Origin of the sequence: Bordetella sp. 15P40C-2, assembly GCF_009763235.1 — a bacterium.
Taxonomy (GTDB): Bacteria; Pseudomonadota; Gammaproteobacteria; order Burkholderiales; family Burkholderiaceae_B; genus Bordetella_A.
This window is the reverse complement of record NZ_WSJA01000014.1, coordinates 95,162-113,675: the sequence shown is the minus strand read 5'-3', so window position 1 is coordinate 113,675 and position 18,514 is coordinate 95,162. Positions and strand designations below refer to the sequence as shown.

At 60.8% G+C, this 18,514-nt stretch carries 16 protein-coding genes; 7 read left to right on the top strand and 9 right to left on the bottom strand.

The window, feature by feature from the left end; all coding sequences use genetic code 11:
• Window positions 1-3: 3 nt before the first annotated feature.
• Entirely contained in the window at window positions 4-1,317 is a 1,314-nt protein-coding gene (locus tag GOQ25_RS06105) for an MFS transporter (RefSeq protein WP_160349569.1), read from the bottom strand.
• A 137-nt stretch (window positions 1,318-1,454) separates the two neighbouring features.
• On the opposite strand from GOQ25_RS06105, the gene GOQ25_RS06100 reads away from it, so the two are divergent.
• Window positions 1,455-2,405, top strand: coding sequence for a LysR family transcriptional regulator (locus GOQ25_RS06100; RefSeq protein WP_160349568.1), 951 nt, complete (start codon window positions 1,455-1,457; stop codon window positions 2,403-2,405).
• Window positions 2,406-2,442: 37 nt separating this feature from the next.
• Here the strand turns inward: GOQ25_RS06100 and GOQ25_RS06095 are convergent, their stop codons facing one another.
• Complete coding sequence (locus GOQ25_RS06095; RefSeq protein ID WP_160349567.1) at window positions 2,443-3,189, bottom strand: IclR family transcriptional regulator C-terminal domain-containing protein; 747 nt, start codon at window positions 3,187-3,189, stop codon at window positions 2,443-2,445.
• 126 nt (window positions 3,190-3,315) lie between these two features.
• Between GOQ25_RS06095 and GOQ25_RS06090 the strand changes: the two genes are divergently transcribed.
• The 3 genes from GOQ25_RS06090 to GOQ25_RS06080 are packed head-to-tail and all read left to right on the top strand — an operon-like array spanning window position 3,316 to window position 5,931.
• Window positions 3,316-4,197: a TauD/TfdA family dioxygenase gene (locus GOQ25_RS06090; protein WP_160349566.1), complete on the top strand. Its 882-nt coding sequence runs from the start codon at window positions 3,316-3,318 to the stop codon at window positions 4,195-4,197.
• 27 nt (window positions 4,198-4,224) lie between these two features.
• Entirely contained in the window at window positions 4,225-5,190 is a 966-nt protein-coding gene (locus tag GOQ25_RS06085; protein WP_160349565.1) for a tripartite tricarboxylate transporter substrate binding protein, read from the top strand.
• A 51-nt stretch (window positions 5,191-5,241) separates the two neighbouring features.
• On the top strand, window positions 5,242-5,931 hold the full coding sequence (locus tag GOQ25_RS06080; protein ID WP_160349564.1) for an SOS response-associated peptidase: 690 nt from the start codon (window positions 5,242-5,244) through the stop codon (window positions 5,929-5,931).
• Between the two features lie 125 nt (window positions 5,932-6,056).
• On the opposite strand, the gene GOQ25_RS06075 is transcribed toward GOQ25_RS06080, so the two are convergent.
• From GOQ25_RS06075 to GOQ25_RS06055, 5 genes are all read right to left on the bottom strand, one after another.
• Window positions 6,057-7,025, bottom strand: a complete 969-nt coding sequence (locus GOQ25_RS06075; protein WP_202109342.1) for a bile acid:sodium symporter family protein — start codon at window positions 7,023-7,025, stop codon at window positions 6,057-6,059.
• A gap of 189 nt (window positions 7,026-7,214) precedes the next feature.
• Window positions 7,215-8,195, bottom strand: a complete 981-nt coding sequence (gene pdxA, locus GOQ25_RS06070) for a 4-hydroxythreonine-4-phosphate dehydrogenase PdxA (protein ID WP_160349563.1) — start codon at window positions 8,193-8,195, stop codon at window positions 7,215-7,217.
• A 117-nt stretch (window positions 8,196-8,312) separates the two neighbouring features.
• The gene (locus GOQ25_RS06065; RefSeq protein WP_160349562.1) at window positions 8,313-10,028 is read right to left on the bottom strand and encodes a PhoH family protein; all 1,716 of its coding nucleotides are present in this window, start codon (window positions 10,026-10,028) and stop codon (window positions 8,313-8,315) included.
• A 59-nt stretch (window positions 10,029-10,087) separates the two neighbouring features.
• Entirely contained in the window at window positions 10,088-10,552 is a 465-nt protein-coding gene (locus GOQ25_RS06060; protein WP_160349561.1) for a peroxiredoxin, read from the bottom strand.
• Complete coding sequence (locus GOQ25_RS06055; RefSeq protein WP_160349560.1) at window positions 10,549-11,010, bottom strand: Mth938-like domain-containing protein; 462 nt, start codon at window positions 11,008-11,010, stop codon at window positions 10,549-10,551. Before GOQ25_RS06055 ends, GOQ25_RS06060 begins: the two co-directional genes overlap by 4 nt.
• 368 nt (window positions 11,011-11,378) lie before the next feature.
• Between GOQ25_RS06055 and GOQ25_RS06050 the strand changes: the two genes are divergently transcribed.
• From GOQ25_RS06050 to GOQ25_RS06040, 3 genes are all read left to right on the top strand, one after another.
• A complete protein-coding gene (locus GOQ25_RS06050; RefSeq protein WP_160349731.1) occupies window positions 11,379-12,683 on the top strand; it encodes a homoserine dehydrogenase in 1,305 nt (434 codons plus the stop codon).
• A complete protein-coding gene (gene thrC, locus GOQ25_RS06045) occupies window positions 12,680-14,089 on the top strand; it encodes a threonine synthase (RefSeq protein WP_160349559.1) in 1,410 nt (469 codons plus the stop codon). The genes GOQ25_RS06050 and thrC overlap by 4 nt, the downstream gene beginning before the upstream one ends.
• 143 nt (window positions 14,090-14,232) lie before the next feature.
• Window positions 14,233-14,454 (top strand): YgdI/YgdR family lipoprotein, encoded by a 222-nt coding sequence (locus tag GOQ25_RS06040; RefSeq protein ID WP_160349558.1) that lies wholly within the window; start codon window positions 14,233-14,235, stop codon window positions 14,452-14,454.
• A 137-nt stretch (window positions 14,455-14,591) separates the two neighbouring features.
• On the opposite strand, the gene GOQ25_RS06035 is transcribed toward GOQ25_RS06040, so the two are convergent.
• Together GOQ25_RS06035 and pepN are read right to left on the bottom strand one after the other, a co-directional pair.
• Complete coding sequence (locus GOQ25_RS06035) at window positions 14,592-15,611, bottom strand: class 1 fructose-bisphosphatase (RefSeq protein ID WP_160349557.1); 1,020 nt, start codon at window positions 15,609-15,611, stop codon at window positions 14,592-14,594.
• A 105-nt stretch (window positions 15,612-15,716) separates the two neighbouring features.
• On the bottom strand, window positions 15,717-18,428 hold the full coding sequence (gene pepN, locus GOQ25_RS06030; protein ID WP_160349556.1) for an aminopeptidase N: 2,712 nt from the start codon (window positions 18,426-18,428) through the stop codon (window positions 15,717-15,719).
• Window positions 18,429-18,514: the final 86 nt, after the last annotated feature.

Here is an 18,514-nt window from a genome sequence, read left to right as displayed (position 1 = left end):
GATTTATCCTTGGACACGCGCGTGGCGGGTAAACAGCAAAGGCAGAGTGCCGACAATCAGCAGTCCCACGATGACATACAAACCGGCATTGAGCGACCCGGTCGCGGTCTTCAACCAGCCGATCAATGCCGGGCTGGCAAAACCGCCGAGCAGACCGATGCTATTAATCAATGCGATACCGCCAGCGGCGGCCGGACCCGTGAGATGCTGCGACGGCACTGCCCAGAACACGGTATACGCGGCCCACATCAACGCGGTTGAAATCACCAGCAAGGTCATCGACAGCAGGAAATACTCGGGCATACGCAATGCGGCAATCAACGCCACGCCCGCCACAATCGCCGTGCCGGTCACATGCCAGCGGCGTTCGCGTATTCTGTCGGAGCTACGTGACAACACAAACATCGCGATGATGGCCGCGATATACGGCACGGCCGACCAGAAGCCGATCGCCATGGTGTCCTGCACGCCAGAGGCCTGTAGCAACGTCGGCAGCCAGAAGCTCACGGCATAGATACCCGAGATCAGGCAGAAATAAGGAATCGCCAGCGCGTAGATGCCGGGGTCTTTCAACACGTCGCGAAACGAGTGCGTGGTGTCGGCGGGCTTGCGGGTCTGCAGGTCGGCGGCAAGCAGCTTGCGTTCGTCATCCGTCAGCCAGCGCGCTTCTTCGGGTTTATCCGTCAGGCATCGATAGGCGATGAATCCAAGCAACACACAGGGCAAGCCTTCGATCAGGAACATCCACTGCCAGCCCTCCAGTCCATGCAGACCATTGAAGCGCGTCATAATCCATGCGGACACCGGGCCGCCAAGCATGCCGCCGATGGGCCCCGCGCACATCACCACTGCCATGACGCCCGCCATGCGCGAACTTGAATACCAATAGGTCAAAAAGAAAATCATGCCAGGCGCGAAGCCGGCTTCGAATACGCCGAGCAAAAAGCGCAACGCGTAAAAGCTGTATTCACCTTGCACGAACAACATGCTGGCCGATGTCAGCCCCCAAAGCAGCATGATGCGGCAGATGGTCTTGCGTGCGCCGATTCGCACCAGCAACAGATTGCTGGGCACTTCGAACATCACATAGCCCAGGAAAAATATCCCGGCGCCGAGTCCATACACCGCGTCGGAGATGCCGATATCGGCCTGCATCTGCAGTTTGGCGAACCCGATGTTGACCCGATCGAGATAGGCGAAGGTGTAGCAGAGCAAGAGCAGCGGCAACAAGCGCCAGCTGATTTTCTTATAGATCGCGGTCAATGCATCGGGTGTGCGCGCAGGCTGCGATACCGCGAGAGTCGTCCCGGAAGTCATGCAAGTTTTCCCTTTAGGTGTAGTAATGGACTGCCTTCTGGAATCGCCATCCTCGCAGAGAGCTGTGTTGTGGACAAGAGTCGATTCTGTCACTTATCGTTCGCTTTTAAGCAACACTAAACGGCAAGGCAAGGGCGATGAAAGAACTGAATCAGGCGAGGCTGCGCTATATGCACGAGGTGATCGTCTGCGGCTCGATTCGGGGCGCAGCGGAAAAGCTCGAGATGTCGCCATCGGTCATCAGTCGGCAGATTCAGCTGCTTGAAAAGGAAATCGGATTGCCGCTATTTGAACGCCGAGCACGCGGGTTGGCGCCCACCGACGCGGCGGAGATGCTGGAAGAATTCTTGCGCGGGTATAGAGCGCAACACGAGCACTTGCAGGACCGGCTACAAGAATTGCGCGGCATGCGCCGCGGACACGTCGAACTGAGTATTAGCGAAGGCATGATCGAAGCCCTGATGCAGTATGTGATGGGGCCGTTCTGCCAGGAGTTTCCCAATATCCGCGTCGGCATCAACACGGCGTCGGTCGACGAAGTCGTGGAGGCAGTGCGTACCGACCGCGTGCATATCGGATTGGCATTTAATCCCCCGGTGCATCCCGAGGTGCGCATCCGGGCTCGGCAGGCGCTGGCTGTGGGGGCGTTGGTGCGAGCCGATCATCCCTTGGCGCGCAAGCGGCGCCCGATCACCGTCAAGGATCTCATGCAGCATCCTCTGGCACTGATGACCGCGCCTTATGGCTTGCGACGTATCGTGGAGCTGTTGGAATTCACCGAGAAGATCCACATCTCGCCGGCGTTGACGACCAACTCGTTGGGTGTGCTGCGTCAGTATGCCTTGGCAGGCGCGGGCGCGGTGTTGATGACCGATATAGGCGCCTCGCTCGATCTGTCCAGTGGGGAGCTGGTGCTGGTGCCCATCGCGCATCCGGTATTGCGGCAAGCGGAGATGCAGCTCATGGTCAGGTTGGGGCGGCCCTTGTCGAGCGCCGCCACCGAGATGTTGCGGCGGATCGAATCGCGTCTGCCTTTGTTCTCCGGGCACCCCCGGCGCGGGGTGCGAGGCGATGCAATTGGGGTTTAGCTCGTTTGGTATGGCGACTGGCTGTCACCGCGAGCGATCATCCTCGATAACCCAGCGCCTGGCTGATTTGTCTTGCGCCTTCGCGCAGGCGCGGTAGAAATCGATCCACGATATCGGGCCGTTTATGCTTGGCCAGCCGCAAGCTGGTGGTAAGCGCGGCGGCTATCGCGCCCCGATCGTCGAATATGGGCACCGCCAGCCCGCAGATGCCCAGCTCTAAATGTTCGGCGGCGATGGCGTAGCGGTCTTTGCGAGCTTGCATCACCGCGTGGCGCAGCGCATCGCGCTGCGTCAACGTATGTTCCGTCAACGGCTCAAACGGCGCGCGGCTCAAATAGGCCTCAAGCATCTCATCATCCAAGCCACCCAGCAAAACCAGGCCGCTTGATGTCGCATGCGCAGGCAGCCGCTCGCCTATGCCTAACCGTCGAGACACGGGGCTTGGCATTTCGGCGCGCGCCACATACACCACGGCGTCACCATCGAGCACAGAGGCCGTGCAGATCTCGCCCGTGTCTTTCATGAACGCCTCAACCGCAGTGCGCGCCAGATCGCGCAATGGCAACGAAGCCAAGTACGCATAGCCGATTTCCATCACTTTTGGTGTGAGACTAAAGCTGCGATCTTGCTGGACGGCATAGCCCAGCGTCACCAAGGTATGTAGTAACCGGCGCGCGCCCGCCGGCGTCACGTTTGCACGCGCGGCAATTTCGCTCAACGTCATGCGCTGGTGCCCTGGGCCAAACGCGCTGATTACGCCCAAGCCGCGCGCAAAGGCTTCCACGAACAGGTCTCCGCCTTTGGGTAAATCCCTAGTTTCCGAGTTTCTCGTTTTTGGCATTATGGTTTTCGATTAAAGAAAACATTTTCGTACAACGAAAAATACCACACTTTGATGGAAGGAGACGTCATGATCGAGCTGACCGTCGTCAGACCCGATTTCGTGGCCGAGGTCTATGGGCTGAATCTCGCCCAAGGTTTGTCGGCCGACGATGCCCAGGCGCTGCGCGCCGCCGTGGACCAATATGCCGTGCTGGTGTTCCCCGATCAACCCTTGACCGAAGCCCAACAGCTCGAGGTGGCCAAGGTATTCGGCCCGCTGGAGATATCCGTCGGCGCGTCCGTCTATAACGCCCAGCGGCCGCGCAGGCTTGGCCATGCGGAACTTTCCGACATTTCGAATCTGGATGAGAAAGGCCAGATCCTCGATGCGGGAGACATCCGACGGCTGATCAACCTGAGCAATCAACTCTGGCATACGGACAGCTCGTTCAAACGAACGCCGGCCAGTGTTTCCCTGCTTTCCGCGCAGGAAATCCCTCCAGTTGGCGGCGCTACCGAATTCGCCGATATGACGGCCGTGTGGGATGCACTGGATCCGGACATGCAGACCCGTCTGCTGCCGCTCATCGCCACGCACGATTATTTTCATTCGCGCGGTTTGACGGGCTTTGATGTCGACGGCATCCCTCCAGCATGGCGCGAAATGCAGCCGCCCGTACGACAAGTGCTGGTGCGACAACATACGGCCACGGGAAAACGTTCGCTCTACCTCGCCTCGCATATCAGCGGCATCGAAGGCATGGACGTCGAGGAAAGCCGTGCGTTAGTCGATGACCTGATGGCTTTCGCCACGCAAGCTCAGTTCGTGTATCGACATCGTTGGCGCGTTGATGACCTTGTCCTGTGGGATAACCGGCGCACCATGCATCGCGGGACCGGATTCGATGAGCGTTTTCGTCGTTCGATGCGTCGCGCCACGGTACAAGACGCCGGCCCGACGGTTTCGTAACAGTCAGATTGTTGACGGGGTAAAAAAATGATCAAGCATGTAATGCGGTGGGCCGCTATCTGCGCCTTGAGCGCGACGAGCATGTCGCCAGCCTGGGCCGCGTATCCGGACAAGCCCATTAATATCGTGGTTCCATTCGGCGCCGGCTCGGCGACCGACATTCTTGCGCGCGGCATGGCAAAGGGGTTGAGCGAACGCTTGGGCCAACCGGTGACCGTGGAAAATAAAGCGGGGGCGGGCGGCAATATCGGCGCGAATGTCGTGGCGCGTAGTCAGCCTGATGGTTACACCCTGATGATGGGCACCAATGGGCCCATGGCGGCCAATGTCAGTCTCTACAACAATCTGCCTCACGATCCCGTCGCGGACTTCGCGCCGGTGGCATTGATGGGCAAACTGCCCATGGTGCTGATCGCGAACCCGGAGGTGAAGGCTCGCACCTTGCCCGAGCTGATTCAAGAGGCGCGCGCGAAACCGGGTACGATCAACTTTGGCGCTAGCAACACCACCGCGCGCGTTTGGATCGAACTGTTGAAACGCGCGGCCGACATCGACGTAGCGACCGTGCTCTATAGCAATGTGGGCGGCATGATGACGGATCTGATCAGTGGCCGCATCTCGTACGCGTTTGAAAACGTAGGACCGTCCTTGCCGCAAATCGCGGCAGGGAAAATCCAGGCGGTAGCGGTCACTTCCAAGGAGCGCGCGGCCTTCGCGCCCGAAGTGCCCACCGTGGGCGAGGGCGGTTTGGATAAATACGATCTGGTCGTCTGGTTCGCGATGTTTGCCCCTAAAGGTACGCCCGCCGAGGTCATCGACCGACTCAACCGCGAAGCCAACGCGGTATTAAAGAGCGACGAACTACAACAACTGGCCAAGCAGATCGGCATGACGCCGACGCCGGGTTCTGCCGCAGACTTAAAGGCCTATCAAGCATCCGAGGTGAAGAACTGGCGCGAGCTCGTGGATCTGACGGGGGTGTCGATCAACTGATCATCAAAGTGTGGAATGATATGGCTTCACCGTTGCGTGCAGGGGGGAGCCATGTGCAGCCACTATCAAGGCATCAAGAAGCGCGAACAAATGGAAAAATACTTCCGTTCGCGCGGCTTGCCGCTACCGCCTGGCGCGGACATGTGGCCGCGCCGCCTGGGCGAATTTATCCGCCGGCCACCGGAATGGGATAGCGGTGACGAGGCCGTGCCCGAACGCGAAACCGAGCTGGGCCGCTGGGGCCTGATTTCGGCGATGACGCGCGCCGATAACTTGCCGCGCGCCGAGAAATTATCGACATTCAATGCGCGCTCAGAAACCGCGCATAAATCCTTCACGTTCAGCCATGCGTGGCGCAAAGGCCAGCGCTGCATCATCCCTGCCGAGGCCATCTACGAGCCCGACTGGCGCACGGGCAAAGCGATTCCTACCCGCTTTACCCGCGCTGATGGTGCACCGCTGGGGATAGCCGGACTCTGGGATCAATACAAGGATGCGTCCGGCAACTGGCGTCTGAGCTACACCATGCTGACGATCAACGCCGATCACCATCCGCTATTTCAGCAGTATCACCGCCCCAATGATGAAAAGCGCATGGTCGTGATCTTGCCCGATGAGTCGTACACCGCGTGGCTCAATGCCACGCTGCAAGACATGCCCTTATTCCTGCAACCTTATCCCGCTGACGCATTGATCGCCGCGCCAGTGGCTAAACAGGACGAACAGGCGCGCGACGAATAAAAGAGAAAGTGTCGGGAAAGCGAGAACTCAGTTCGCGGCCGGCATCTGCCACTTCCCGTGGCGCGCATACGAAGTCTTCTGCGTGGATGCCCAAGCACGCACGCAGTCAGCCGGTTTCATCGCCGTCAATGCGGCCGTTTCGCGTAGCGCGCCGCCAGTACGGCGCACACCATCAACTGAATCTGATGAAACAGCATCAAGGGCAACACGATCGCCCCGACCGCCTGTCCCGCGAAAATCACCTGGGCCATGGGAATACCGGTGGCCAGGCTCTTCTTCGAGCCGCCAAACAGCAAGGTAATGCGGTCAGCCAGATCGAATTTGAAGATCTTGCCCAGTACGATGCACCCCAACAACGCCACCGCCAGCAGCACCGCGCAGCAAAACACCAGCCCAATCAAGGCCGGCACCGGCGTATCGCGCCAGAGACCTTCGTTCATGGCTTCAGAGAAGGCCGTATAGACCACCAGCAGAATCGATCCCTGATCCACAAACTTCAACAAAGGCTTGCGGCGATGCACCCAGGCGCCAATCCAGCGGCGCGCGATCTGCCCCAACAGAAACGGCAGCAGCAGCTGCAGCATGATCTTGCCCACCGCGTCATACGAGATCGGCGCCGCGCTGCTGGACACCACGATCATGCCGGCCAACAGGGGCGTCAGGAAAATACCCAACAAGCTGGAGGCGGAGGCGCTGCATACCGCGGCCGGCACGTTGCCACGCGCCATGGACGTGAATGCGATGGCCGACTGCACGGTCGCCGGCAGACAGCAAAGAAAAAGAATCCCCGCGTAGAGCTCAGGCGTGACCAGCGGCGTGAGCACCGGCCTTAGCGCCAGCCCCAGCAGCGGAAACATTAGAAACGTCGCCGAAAACACCGTTAAATGCAGGCGCCAATGCAGCATCCCGGCCACGATCGCCTCGCGCGACAGGCGCGCCCCATGCAAAAAGAACAGGACCGCGATGGCCAGATTCGTGATCCATTCGAAAGCCGCCAGACCCTGTCCGTGTGCCGGGGCGAGGCTCGCGATGAGAACAGTGGCGATGATAAAGAGCGTGAAGCGATCAGGCAAAAAACGGATAAGGCGGGACATGTAACGTAGCAACCGGGCAGCGCCAAAAGGGGGCGCGTAAAGGCGCCTATTGTAGAGCGCCACGCCTGACACGCCGTTGACCGGAAGGATACGTATCCGCGGCGGCGGGTACCGCTACGCATGGCTCGGGTCATGCGCACGCGCGACGCCGCCTGCAGGGTGCCCGCGCATGCGGCATACTTCGCTGGCCTACGGCGTCATGCGCAACGCGAGATCGAACGCCGCCACTAGCGAAGAATGATCGGCGATCCCCTTGCCAGCAATATCAAACGCCGTCCCATGATCCACGCTCGTGCGCACAAAGGGCAAACCCACGGTGACGTTCACGCCTTGATCGACACCCAGATATTTCACCGGTATCAACCCCTGGTCGTGATATTGCGCGACGACAATATCGAATTCACCACGGCGCGCCCGCATGAAAATCGTGTCGCCGGGCCAAGGACCCGACACATCCAGCCCTTCGGCGCGCGCTTGCGCAATCGCGGGCGCGATGATGTCCACGTCTTCGCGTCCAAACTTGCCATCTTCTCCCGCATGGGGATTCAAGCCCGCCACCGCAATACGCGGCTGCTCGATCCCCATGTGCCGACATGCCCGATGCGCGAGCCGGATCGCACGCATCTCGGCCTCTGCCGTGATGGCTTTGGGCACATCGGCCAGCGCCATATGGATCGTGACCAGCAACACCCGCAGTTCATCATTGGCCAGCATCATGGCGAAATCCGCGGTGTTGGAACGCTCGGCCAGGATCTCGGTGTGCCCGGGCTGGTCGATACCGGCCATATGCATGGAATGCTTGCTCAGGGGCGCGGTCACGATGGCGCGGATGCGCTGCGTCATGGCGTCGTCGATCGCCGCGCAGAGATAGTCGTAGGCGGCCTGGCCTGCGGCCGCGCTGGCCTGCCGCAATGGCAGATCCGCCGGCAGCGGCTCGCGGCAGGCGATGACTTCGATCTGCCCCGGCGTGCCAGTCGCCGCGCTCACGTCGGGGATTTCGACCACGTCCAGCCGCGCGCCTAACGCATCGGCCGCGCGCCGCAGCGCGCCCGCGTCGCCGTACACCACGGCAGGCGCACGCAACCCTTGCGCGCAGGCTTTCACGACGATTTCCGGACCGATGCCGGCTGCATCGCCCATGGTGATGCCGACAGGATGCAATTCAGACATGATATGGCCCCACAACAAACCGCTCGCGCGCGATGCGCGTGCGCTCACAAAGGAAAACGGCGAGGCCTGCACCTCGCCGCGACGACATTTGCCTATTTTGCACTCAGCGCACGCGCATTACAAAACATCTCCGGCATAGTCGGCCAGACGCGACCGTTCACCGCGCTGCAGCGTGACGTGACCCGCATGCGGCCAACCTTTGAACCGGTCCACCACGAACGTCAAACCGGAACTGCCCTCCGTCAGATAAGGCGTATCGATCTGCGCCACATTACCCAAACAGACGACCTTGGTGCCCGGGCCGGCCCGGGTGATCAGCGTCTTCATCTGCTTGGGCGTCAGGTTCTGCGCCTCGTCGATGATCAAATACTTGTTCAGGAAGGTCCGGCCGCGCATGAAGTTCAGCGACTTCACCTTGATGCGCGAACGAATCAGGTCCATGGTGGCCGCGCGGCCCCAGTCGGCGCCAGACTCGCTGTCGTTCATGTTCAGCACATCGAGGTTGTCCTCGAGCGCACCCATCCACGGCAGCATTTTTTCTTCCTCGGTGCCCGGTAGAAATCCGATGTCATCACCGACTGGCACCGTCACGCGCGTCATGATGATCTCGTTATAGCGCTTGGTCTCGAGCACCTGGGTGATGCCCGCGGCCAATGCCAGCAGCGTCTTGCCGGTACCCGCCTGACCTAGCAGCGACACGAAATCGCAGTCCGGATTCATCAGCAGGTTCATCGCAAAGTTCTGTTCGCGATTGCGCGCGGTGATCCCCCAGACGTTGTTCTTGCCATGCGTGTAATCGCGCAGCGTTGCCAGTACCGCCGTTTTCCCGCTGACCTCGCGGACCTGGGCATGCAGGGGCAGCTGACCGTCAAAGTAGACGAACTGATTCACCACGAACTGCGAACACAGCGGTCCATGGATGCGATAGAACGTCGTGCCGCCTTGCTGCCACGATTCCACATCCTTGCCGTGCCGGTTCCAAAAATCGTCGGGTAGCTGCAGCACACCCGGGTACAACAGATCCGAGTCTTCCAACACGTGATCGTTGTAATAGTCCTCCGCCGCCATGCCCAGCGTGCGGGCTTTCAAGCGCATGTTGATGTCCTTGGACACCAGCACGACTTCGCGGTCCTTGTACTTTTCCTGCAACGCGCGCACGACTCCCAGGATCTGGTTGTCGGCCTTGCCCATGGGCAAATCGTCGGGCAGGGCGCTATGCACGGCCGTGGTCTGGAACATCAGACGGCCAGTGGCGTCCTTGTTGCCCAGCTTGCTCAGCTCCAGGCCATCATCCAGCCGGGTGGCGTCCTGCACCAATGCATCGAGCGAGCGACTCACCTGCCGGGCGTTTCGCGCGACTTCGGACATGCCCTTTTTCTGATGATCCAGCTCTTCGAGGGTCATCATGGGCAGATAAATGTCGTGTTCCTGGAAACGGAACAACGAAGACGGATCGTGCAGCAGCACGTTCGTGTCCAGCACGAACAATCGGCGCGGCCCATTGTCGGCCTGCGCACGGCCCTTGCGGGTCGATGCCTTTGCAGGCGAGGCCGCAGGCGCTTTCTTCGCGGGCTTTGGCGCCTCGGCGACCGGAGCCGGGTCCCCCACGGGCAATTTGGCGACATTCGGCGCGGGCGCCGCTTCGCGGGCCTTGGCCGCGGTTTGCAAACCACTGAGTTCTGGTTGAACCGGCAATGCCTCGGCGGCTTCCGGAGCGGGCGGGGTGGCCGCCTTCTTCGCGGCCTTGGTGCTACGTGCCTTGGGACTCGGGCTTTCGCCCGAAGGGAATGTCAGGATAGCTGCGGGGCGTGAGGGCAACTTGGGTAGCGGCATATAGGGGGTTCTCCTGGGGGGCCGGCTCTAGCGCCTGACAAATGCTGCTTGGGACAGCGTTAACCGATACTGCGCGCGGCCTGCAGGACTTCGCTGGCGTGGTTAGGCACCTTCACGCCCCGCCATTCCTGCACCAGCCGCCCGTACGCGTCGATCAAAAACGTACTGCGTTCGATGCCACGCACCTGTTTGCCGTACATGTTTTTCATCTTGATGACGCCATACAGATTGCAAACCGTCTCGTCCGTGTCCGCGATCAGCGGAAACGGCAAATCGTATTTCGTACGGAAGTTCTCGTGAGACTTCAGCGAATCGCGCGAAATACCGATCACGATCGTGCTGGCAGCGAGAAACTCGTCGTGCAGATCTCGAAAATTCTGGCTTTCCGTCGTGCACCCCGGCGTATTGTCCTTGGGGTAAAAATAGAGCACGACGGCTCGGCCTTGGCATTGTTCCAGGCTCAAGGGCCCAATCGTGCTTTCGGCGGTGAACAACGGCGCGGGTTTGCCGATGAGCGCGGTCATGTAGAAGACTCTCCATTAGTCGGCAGCAGGGCGACGACCACGCGTCGGCCTTCGGCCATCAGGATGTTATAGGTACGAGCCGCAGCCTGCGTGTCCATCACTTCGACACCAATACCGGCGGCCAGGAGCGGCCCGATGACAGACTGCGCGAGCATGCGCTGGCGCCCGCCCGTGCCGACCAGCAGCACTTCGGGCCCGACACCCTTGGGGATGCCGCCGCCTTCGGGCGCGTCCAGGAATGCCAGCGGGTCGCGTTTGACCTCGGACAGCCCGGCGGCCTGTTTCAGTAACGAAACCGTGATTTCGCTCGCGGCCCGGACTGGCCATTCGGAGACCGCGCCTTCGGGACCGAAGGTCACGGCATGGGAAAATCGGACCTGATTAACTTCGATGTAATCGTCGCCGTAGGCGGTGACCGTATTCAGGGCCGACGATGCAGGGTCGGTATGCAGCTTCAATAAAAACTCCGGCTTTATGCTTCTGATAATAGCGCATCGAGATGACGGTATGTTGCAGCGGCGCAAATCCCGTGCCGCCATTTGCCGCCTGGGCCAGCTTGCGCTAGATTACTAGGTTTTGCTGCGCCGCAAAGGCGCGCGTCCACGCCCATCTAGGATACGGTTTTTCCCATGAGGAAATTCTCCCGCCAGGCGGTGCGGGTATCAAAGATAGGTTCCCAAGGACGGCTTGTTGAAATAAATCGGTGGCGGCCACATACGTACGCGAATACGGACCCACCCGTCGGACACTGCATTCTGGAAATTTTGAGATGACGAACGTTGCAAGTACACCGCCCACCTCCGGGCCAGATCACTCCGGCACCGACCTGAAACCCATCAAGATTGGCCTGTTGGGCTTGGGTGTGGTGGGCGGCGGCACCTGGAGTGTGCTGACACGCAACGCTGAAGAAATCGCCCGCCGTGCCGGCCGTCGCATTGAGATCAGCCGCATTGCCGTGCGCGATGTCGCCAAAGCGCGCAGCCGCATCGGCGAAACCCTGCCCGTGGATACCGATGTTCATGCGCTCGTTCGTGATCCCGAGATCGACATCGTCGTCGAACTGATCGGCGGCGATACGTTGGCGCGCGAACTGGTGCTGGAAGCCATCGCTAACGGCAAGCACGTCGTGACCGCCAACAAGGCGTTGCTCGCCAAGCATGGTAACGAGATCTTCGCCGCCGCGTCCGAAAAGGGCGTCATGGTGACGTTCGAGGCGGCCGTGGCCGGTGGCGTGCCCATTATCAAGGCCATCCGCGAGGGCCTGACCGCCAACCGTATCGAGTGGGTGGCCGGGATCATCAACGGCACCACCAACTTCATTCTGTCGGAAATGCGTTCGCGCGGCCTGCCGTTCGCCGACGTGCTGGCCGAGGCGCAGCGCCTGGGTTATGCCGAGGCCGACCCGACCTTTGACGTCGAAGGCGTGGACGCCGCGCACAAGCTCACGCTGCTCGCCTCGTTGGCGTTCGGCGTGCCCGTGCAATTCGACAAGGCCCATATCGAAGGCATCTCCCACCTGGCTCAGGAAGACATCGCCCACGCCGAGCGCCTGGGCTATCGCATCAAGCTGCTGGGAATCACCAAGCGCCGCGTCGATGGGATCGAGCTGCGCGTGCATCCCGCGCTGGTGCCCGCCGAGCGTTTACTCGCCAATGTCGAGGGAGCGATGAACGCCGTGCTGGTGCGCGGCGATGCCGTCGGCCCCACGCTCTACTATGGTCAAGGCGCGGGCGAGGAACCCACCGCGTCGGCCGTGGTCGCCGATCTGGTGGATGTGACCCGCCTGCACACGGCCGATCCGGGTAATCGTGTGCCGCATCTCGCATTCCAGCCCGATGCGCTTTCTGACCTCGCGATTCTGCCGATCGAGCAAGTCGCGACTTCGTACTATCTGCGTCTGCGCGTGGACGATCAGCCAGGCGTGCTGGCCGACATCGCGCGCGTGCTGGCCGAACACCAGATTTCGATCGGTTCTATGATTCAACAACCCTCGCACATTGGCGGCGCGGACATTATTTTCCTCACGCATCAAGCGGTGGAAGGCCACGTCAACAAGGCCATCAGCGAAATCGAACAACTTCCTTTTGTGCGTTCCAGTGTCACGCGCCTGCGCGTGGAGACCTTGCAATGAAATACATCTCTACCCGTGGCGGCATGGCGCCGCAAGCCTTTACCGATATCCTGCTCGAGGGCCTCGCGCCCGATGGCGGATTAGCCGTGCCCGAGACCTTGCCGCAGGTGTCGGCAGAGACGCTCGAAACGTGGCGTGGCCTGTCGTACGCTGATCTGGCGTTCGAGGTGCTGTCTTTATTCGCGACCGATATTCCGGCTGACGACTTGCGCCGCCTGACGCATGCCGCGTATCGCGCGGAAGTCTTCGGCAGCGACGCGATTGTTCCGCTGCGACCGTTGGACGGCGGGCTGCAGCTGCTCGGTTTGTCCGAAGGCCCGACACTGGCCTTCAAGGACATGGCCATGCAGTTCCTGGGTCAGGTGTTCGAATACGTGCTGACCCAGCGCAACGAAACCTTGAATATTCTGGGCGCGACCTCCGGTGACACCGGCTCGGCGGCCGAATACGCCTTGCGCGGCAAGCGCGGTGTTGCCCTCTTCATGCTGTCGCCGCATGGTCGCATGAGCGCCTTTCAGCGCGCGCAGATGTATTCGCTGCAAGACGAGAACATTCACAACATCGCAGTGCGCGGCGTGTTCGACGATGCGCAAGACATCGTCAAGGCGCTCGCGCGTGATCTGTCCTTCAAGACGGAATATCGCCTCGGTGCAGTGAACTCGATCAACTGGGCGCGCATCGCCGCTCAAGTGGTCTATTACTTCCACGGCTGGTTGCGTGCGACCACGGGCGCGGGTCAACAGGTTTCGTTTGCCGTGCCTTCGGGCAATTTCGGCAATATTCTGTCCGGCCATATCGCGCGCCGTATGGGTCTGCCTGTGCGCCGTCTGGTGCTGGCCACCAACGAAAACAACGTGCTCGAGGAGTTTTTCCGTACCGGCATCTACCGACCGCGCGACGCCGCGCAAACGTACGAGACCTCGAGCCCATCGATGGACATCTCGCGCGCCTCGAACTTCGAGCGCTTTGTCTTCGATCTGGTCGGGCGGGATTCGCAGCGCGTCAATGCGCTCTGGGCTGATTTGGCGCGCGATGGTTTCTTCGATCTGTCGTCGCTCAAGCCCAAATTCGAATCCGAATACGGCTTTGTCGCGGGCACCAGCACCCATCAGGATCGCCTAGCCACCATCCGCAGTTTGCACGAGCGTACCGGCGTGCTGGTCGACCCGCACACCGCGGACGGCGTGAAGGTTGCGCAGGACTATGTCGAGCCCGGCATTCCGATGCTGGTGCTAGAAACTGCCTTGCCGGCAAAGTTCGCCGAGACGATGCAGGCGGCGTTGGGCAAGTCGGTGCCGCCGCCCGCCGCATTGGCCGGTCTGGAAGCCTTGCCACAACGCGTAGAGGTGATGGACTGCGACCTCAACGCGGTTCGCAGCTATATCCAGGCGCACGCGAAAGTGTAACGAGCATGTCAGCCTGTTGAGATCGGCAGTGCAGGGCGGTCGTCGACCTCAATTCGGATACATTTTGGGCGGGTTCGTCACTACATGGCCGTGGCGAGCCCCTTACAGTGAAGACTCATTCTCGTTAGACGGAGTCTTCGCTTATGAAAACTAAAATGCTAATGCTCGCTTGCGCCATGTCTGGATTCGCGGTGATGGCGGGGTGTTCATCACCGTCCGTTATCGAGACGCGCGAGGGTAATCAGATCATGACCGCCGATGAGCCGGAGACGGATAACGACACTGGTTTTGTCGAAGCCGAGAAAGACGGCAAGAAGGTCCAGGTCAATAAGAGCGATGTGAAAAGCATCGAAGAAGTGAAGTAAAGACGCGGGTGACCGCGAGGGCAAGCCCGCCGGCCATTCCGAGTCACCATAAAGAAACCCCTGGCGCTGAATATTCTCAACGCCAGGGGTTTCTTTTTATGGCGTCGATTTACGACGCCCGATGACCGCCGGCCAGCTTACCCTTGCTGTGCCTCGGCGTGGTAACGACCCACGAGTTCGACCTCGTTCTTCGAACCCAGGATCACGCTTACGCGCTGATGCAGCGCCTCGGGCTGAATGTCCAGAATACGCTGCGTGCCATTAATCGCCGCGCCACCTGCCTGCTCGATAATCCAGCTCATCGGGTTCGCCTCGTACATCAGGCGCAGTTTGCCCGCCTTGCCCGGTTCGCGCGCGTCCCAGGGGTACATAAAGATGCCGCCACGGGTCAGGATGCGATGCACATCGGCGACCATCGACGCGATCCAGCGCATATTGAAGTCCTTGCCACGCGGACCGGTCTTGCCCGCCAGGCACTCGTCGATATAACGCTTCACCGGGGGCGCCCAATGACGCATGTTCGACATATTGATGGCGAACTCCTTAGTGTCTTTCGGCACACGGATATTCTCGTGCGTCAGCACCCAGGAACCCATCTCGCGATCCAGCGTAAAGCCGACCACGCCTTGACCGATGGTCAGCACCAGCATGGTCTGCGGGCCATACACGGCATAACCGGCGACGACTTGATCCTTGCCCGGTTGCAGGAAATCCTGTTCGCAGACGACGGTACCCGCGACGTGATGCGGCGCGCGCAGGACGGAAAAGATCGTGCCGATCGACACATTCACGTCGATATTCGAGGACCCATCCAGCGGATCGAACATCAACAGGTATTCGCCCTTGGGATAGCGGTTCGGGATCAGATGGATGGTTTCCATCTCTTCGGACGCCATCGCGGCCAGATGTCCGCCCCATTCATTGGCTTCGAGCAGAATTTCGTTGGACATCACGTCCAGCTTTTTCTGGACTTCGCCTTGGACGTTCTCGGTCTCCAGCGCGCCCAACACGCCACCGAGTGCGCCTTTGCTGACGGCGTGGCTGATGCTTTTGCACGCGCGCGCCACGACTTCGATAAGCAACCGGACTTCCGGCGCGAGAGCCTGCGCGGAGCGCTGCTGCTCCACCAGGTATTGGGTAAGGGTTTTGCGTTTCAAGGATTTCTCCGTCATTAACGATAATCGTGAGGGCGCGCACGGCGGCGGTGTGGCTGCCGCGCGGGCAAGGCCGGACGAGGTTCCCCCCCTCCGGCAGTCAATGGATCAGCCAGCCAGATCGAGCGCTTTGGAAACGATTTCCAGCACGTTACGCGACAGGCCTGCATGGTCGCGCACGCGCTGCAGCGCAGCTTGCATAGGCTGACGCAGGCTTGGAACAAAGCGTGCCCAGTTATCCAGCGCACGCGCCAGACGCGCGGCGATCTCGGGGTTCAGGGCATCGAGGGCCAGCACTTGATCGGCCCAGAAATCGTAGCCCTTTCCATCCGGGCGATGCAGACCGCGCGCATTATTCAGGCAGAACTGGAATACCAGCGCTCTGGCGCGATTCGGGTTGCGCAGGGTGAACGCCGGGTGGGTCATCAATTCGCGCGCACGATCGACGGTGGTGCTTTGCGATGCGGCTTGCAGCGCGAACCATTTATCCACAACCAGCGCGTTGTCTTTCCAGCGCTCATAGAATGCTTGGAGCGCGCGCGCCGCCACATCGGCCGGGGCGTAGTGCACCAGGGCACCGAGCGCGGCGAGCTTGTCCGTCATGTTGGTGGCGTCGTCGAACTGCGCTTGCGCGAGGGCTTGGGCGCCCTCGACGCCCGCGGCCATCAGGTGCGCCAGCGCCAGATTCTTCAGCGCGCGTTTTCCGGCCGGACCGGGCGCGGGGCTGTATTCGCCCGGCGTTTGGTTATTGTCGAACGCCTGACGCCATTGATCGGCCAGCTGACGGCCAAGTTCTGCGCGCAGGAAATCCCGGGCGGCGGCCAGCGCCGGCGGATCGATCGCATCCTGGCGCTCGGCCAGCGTTTTTTCCGATGGCAGCGCCAGGGCGCGGGCGCGGTAGCCGGCATCCAGGTCCGGATCCGTCAACAGCGCGCGCCAGGCCTCGATGAACGCCGCATCCGCCAGGAGAGATACGCCAGCCTGATGGCTGCCCGCAAGCTGCAGAATCTGGCGCGTGGCCAGTTCCTGTCCGGCTTCCCAGCGGGCAAAAGGATCCGTGTCGTGGGCTGAGAGTAGCGCGAGCTCTTCGTTGGTCCATTCGTACTCCACCATGACCGGGGCCGAGAACCCGCGCAGCAGCGAGGGCACGGGCTTGGCGGGGACGTGATCGAATACCCACTGCTGCGTACCTTCGGTCAGCTCCAGCAATGCCGTTTGCTCGATGGTATCGGAACCTTGGCGATGCAAGGGCAGGGCGCTGCCGTCCGGGCCCAGCAAACCCAACGCAAATGGGATATGGAACGGTTGCTTCACATAATCGGCGCCCGCGCGCTTTTCCACGCCAACCGCCGGACATCGCTGGCTCAGCGTCACAGTGCAACGCTGCTGCGCCGCATCGTAATCGAGCTTGACCGTTACACGCGGCGTACCTGCTTGTTGATACCAACGGCGAAATACCGCCAAATCACGTCCGGGATTCAAGCGCGTGTACACCGATTCCATGGCAGCCACGAAATCATCGCAAGTCACGGCCTGGCCGTCATGTCGCCGGAAATACTCATCGATACCGGCGCGAAAACCCTCCGCGCCTAGCAGCGTATGCTGCATGCGAATGACTTCTGCGCCTTTCTCGTAAACCGTCGCCGTATAAAAGTTGCCGATTTCCTGATAGCTTTCCGGGCGGATCGGGTGCGCCATTGGCCCCGCGTCTTCGGGAAACTGCGCCGCGCGCAGCGTCACAACGTCATCGATGCGCTTGACGGCTCGCGCGCTGGCGGCAGCGGCGGCATCCAGATCGCGCGCCATCATATCCGCCGTGAATTCCTGGTCGCGGAATACCGTCAGGCCTTCTTTCAAACTCAGTTGGAACCAGTCGCGGCACGTCACGCGGTTACCGGTCCAATTATGGAAATACTCGTGGCCGATAACCGCTTCGATCCCTTCGTAGTTCGCGTCGGTCGCTGATTCCGGGTCGGCCAAAACATAGGCGGCATTGAAAATGTTCAAGCCTTTGTTTTCCATCGCGCCCATATTGAAGTCGCTCACCGCGACCACCATGAAGCGATCCAAATCGAGTTCCAACCCGAAGCGGTCTTCATCCCAGCGCAGCGCCCGGACCAGCGATTCCAGCGCCCATTCCGTCCGATCTTCCGAGCCGGGATCGCTATAGACTTGCAGCAGCACCTCGCGGCCAGAGGCGGTTTTCACCTTGGTTTCGCGATGCGTCAAACGGCCGGCCACAAGCGCGAACAGATAACAGGGTTTGGGAAACGGGTCTTCCCATTCGGCTTCTTGGCGGCCATCAGGGAGCGTGCGCATCGCCAGCAGGTTCCCATTGGAGAGCAGCACGGGATAATCGACGCTCGCGCGCATCGTCACACGATAGCGCGACATTACGTCCGGCCGGTCGGCAAACCAGGTAATCCGACGAAAACCTTCCGCTTCGCATTGGGTAAAGAAGTTCCCCCCCGAAACATACAAACCCATTAATGCCGAATTCGCGCTCGGACGGCAGCGGCTGACAATTTCCAAGGTCGCCGAGGCTGGCAAATCCAGCACCGTCAGTGTATGGGTCTCGACGCGATATCGGTCCGTGGGCCATTCCGCGCCATCGACGCGCAAGGACACCAGTTCCAGTTCTTCGCCATCGAGCACCAGCGGGGCATCCGCGGGCGCATCGGCACGCCGCTCCAGCCGCAGCGTGCTATGCACGAGCGTGACCTCCGGATCCAGATCAAACGCCAGCGCGACTTCCGGAATGGCGAAAGGATAGGGCTGATAATCTTTGCGATATACGGTGACTGGCGTTTCGGTGCGCATGCCTGGATTCGAATGGGTATGGGTAACGCCTTATTGTAGTAGTACCCGCCATCCCACAGACCTGCTGACATATTCGGTTGAAAACT

Coding starts and splice junctions, on each gene's coding strand:
- GOQ25_RS06060 (WP_160349561.1), bottom strand. CDS start 10,552: ATGACCGCGCTCATCGGCAAACCCGCGCCGTTGTTCACCGCCGAAAGC.
- GOQ25_RS06040 (WP_160349558.1), top strand. CDS start 14,233: ATGAAAACTAAAATGCTAATGCTCGCTTGCGCCATGTCTGGATTCGCG.
- GOQ25_RS06065 (WP_160349562.1), bottom strand. CDS start 10,028: ATGCCGCTACCCAAGTTGCCCTCACGCCCCGCAGCTATCCTGACATTC.
- GOQ25_RS06085 (WP_160349565.1), top strand. CDS start 4,225: ATGATCAAGCATGTAATGCGGTGGGCCGCTATCTGCGCCTTGAGCGCG.
- GOQ25_RS06090 (WP_160349566.1), top strand. CDS start 3,316: ATGATCGAGCTGACCGTCGTCAGACCCGATTTCGTGGCCGAGGTCTAT.
- GOQ25_RS06100 (WP_160349568.1), top strand. CDS start 1,455: ATGAAAGAACTGAATCAGGCGAGGCTGCGCTATATGCACGAGGTGATC.
- GOQ25_RS06080 (WP_160349564.1), top strand. CDS start 5,242: ATGTGCAGCCACTATCAAGGCATCAAGAAGCGCGAACAAATGGAAAAA.
- pdxA (WP_160349563.1), bottom strand. CDS start 8,195: ATGTCTGAATTGCATCCTGTCGGCATCACCATGGGCGATGCAGCCGGC.
- pepN (WP_160349556.1), bottom strand. CDS start 18,428: ATGCGCACCGAAACGCCAGTCACCGTATATCGCAAAGATTATCAGCCC.
- GOQ25_RS06105 (WP_160349569.1), bottom strand. CDS start 1,317: ATGACTTCCGGGACGACTCTCGCGGTATCGCAGCCTGCGCGCACACCC.
- GOQ25_RS06075 (WP_202109342.1), bottom strand. CDS start 7,025: ATGTCCCGCCTTATCCGTTTTTTGCCTGATCGCTTCACGCTCTTTATC.
- thrC (WP_160349559.1), top strand. CDS start 12,680: ATGAAATACATCTCTACCCGTGGCGGCATGGCGCCGCAAGCCTTTACC.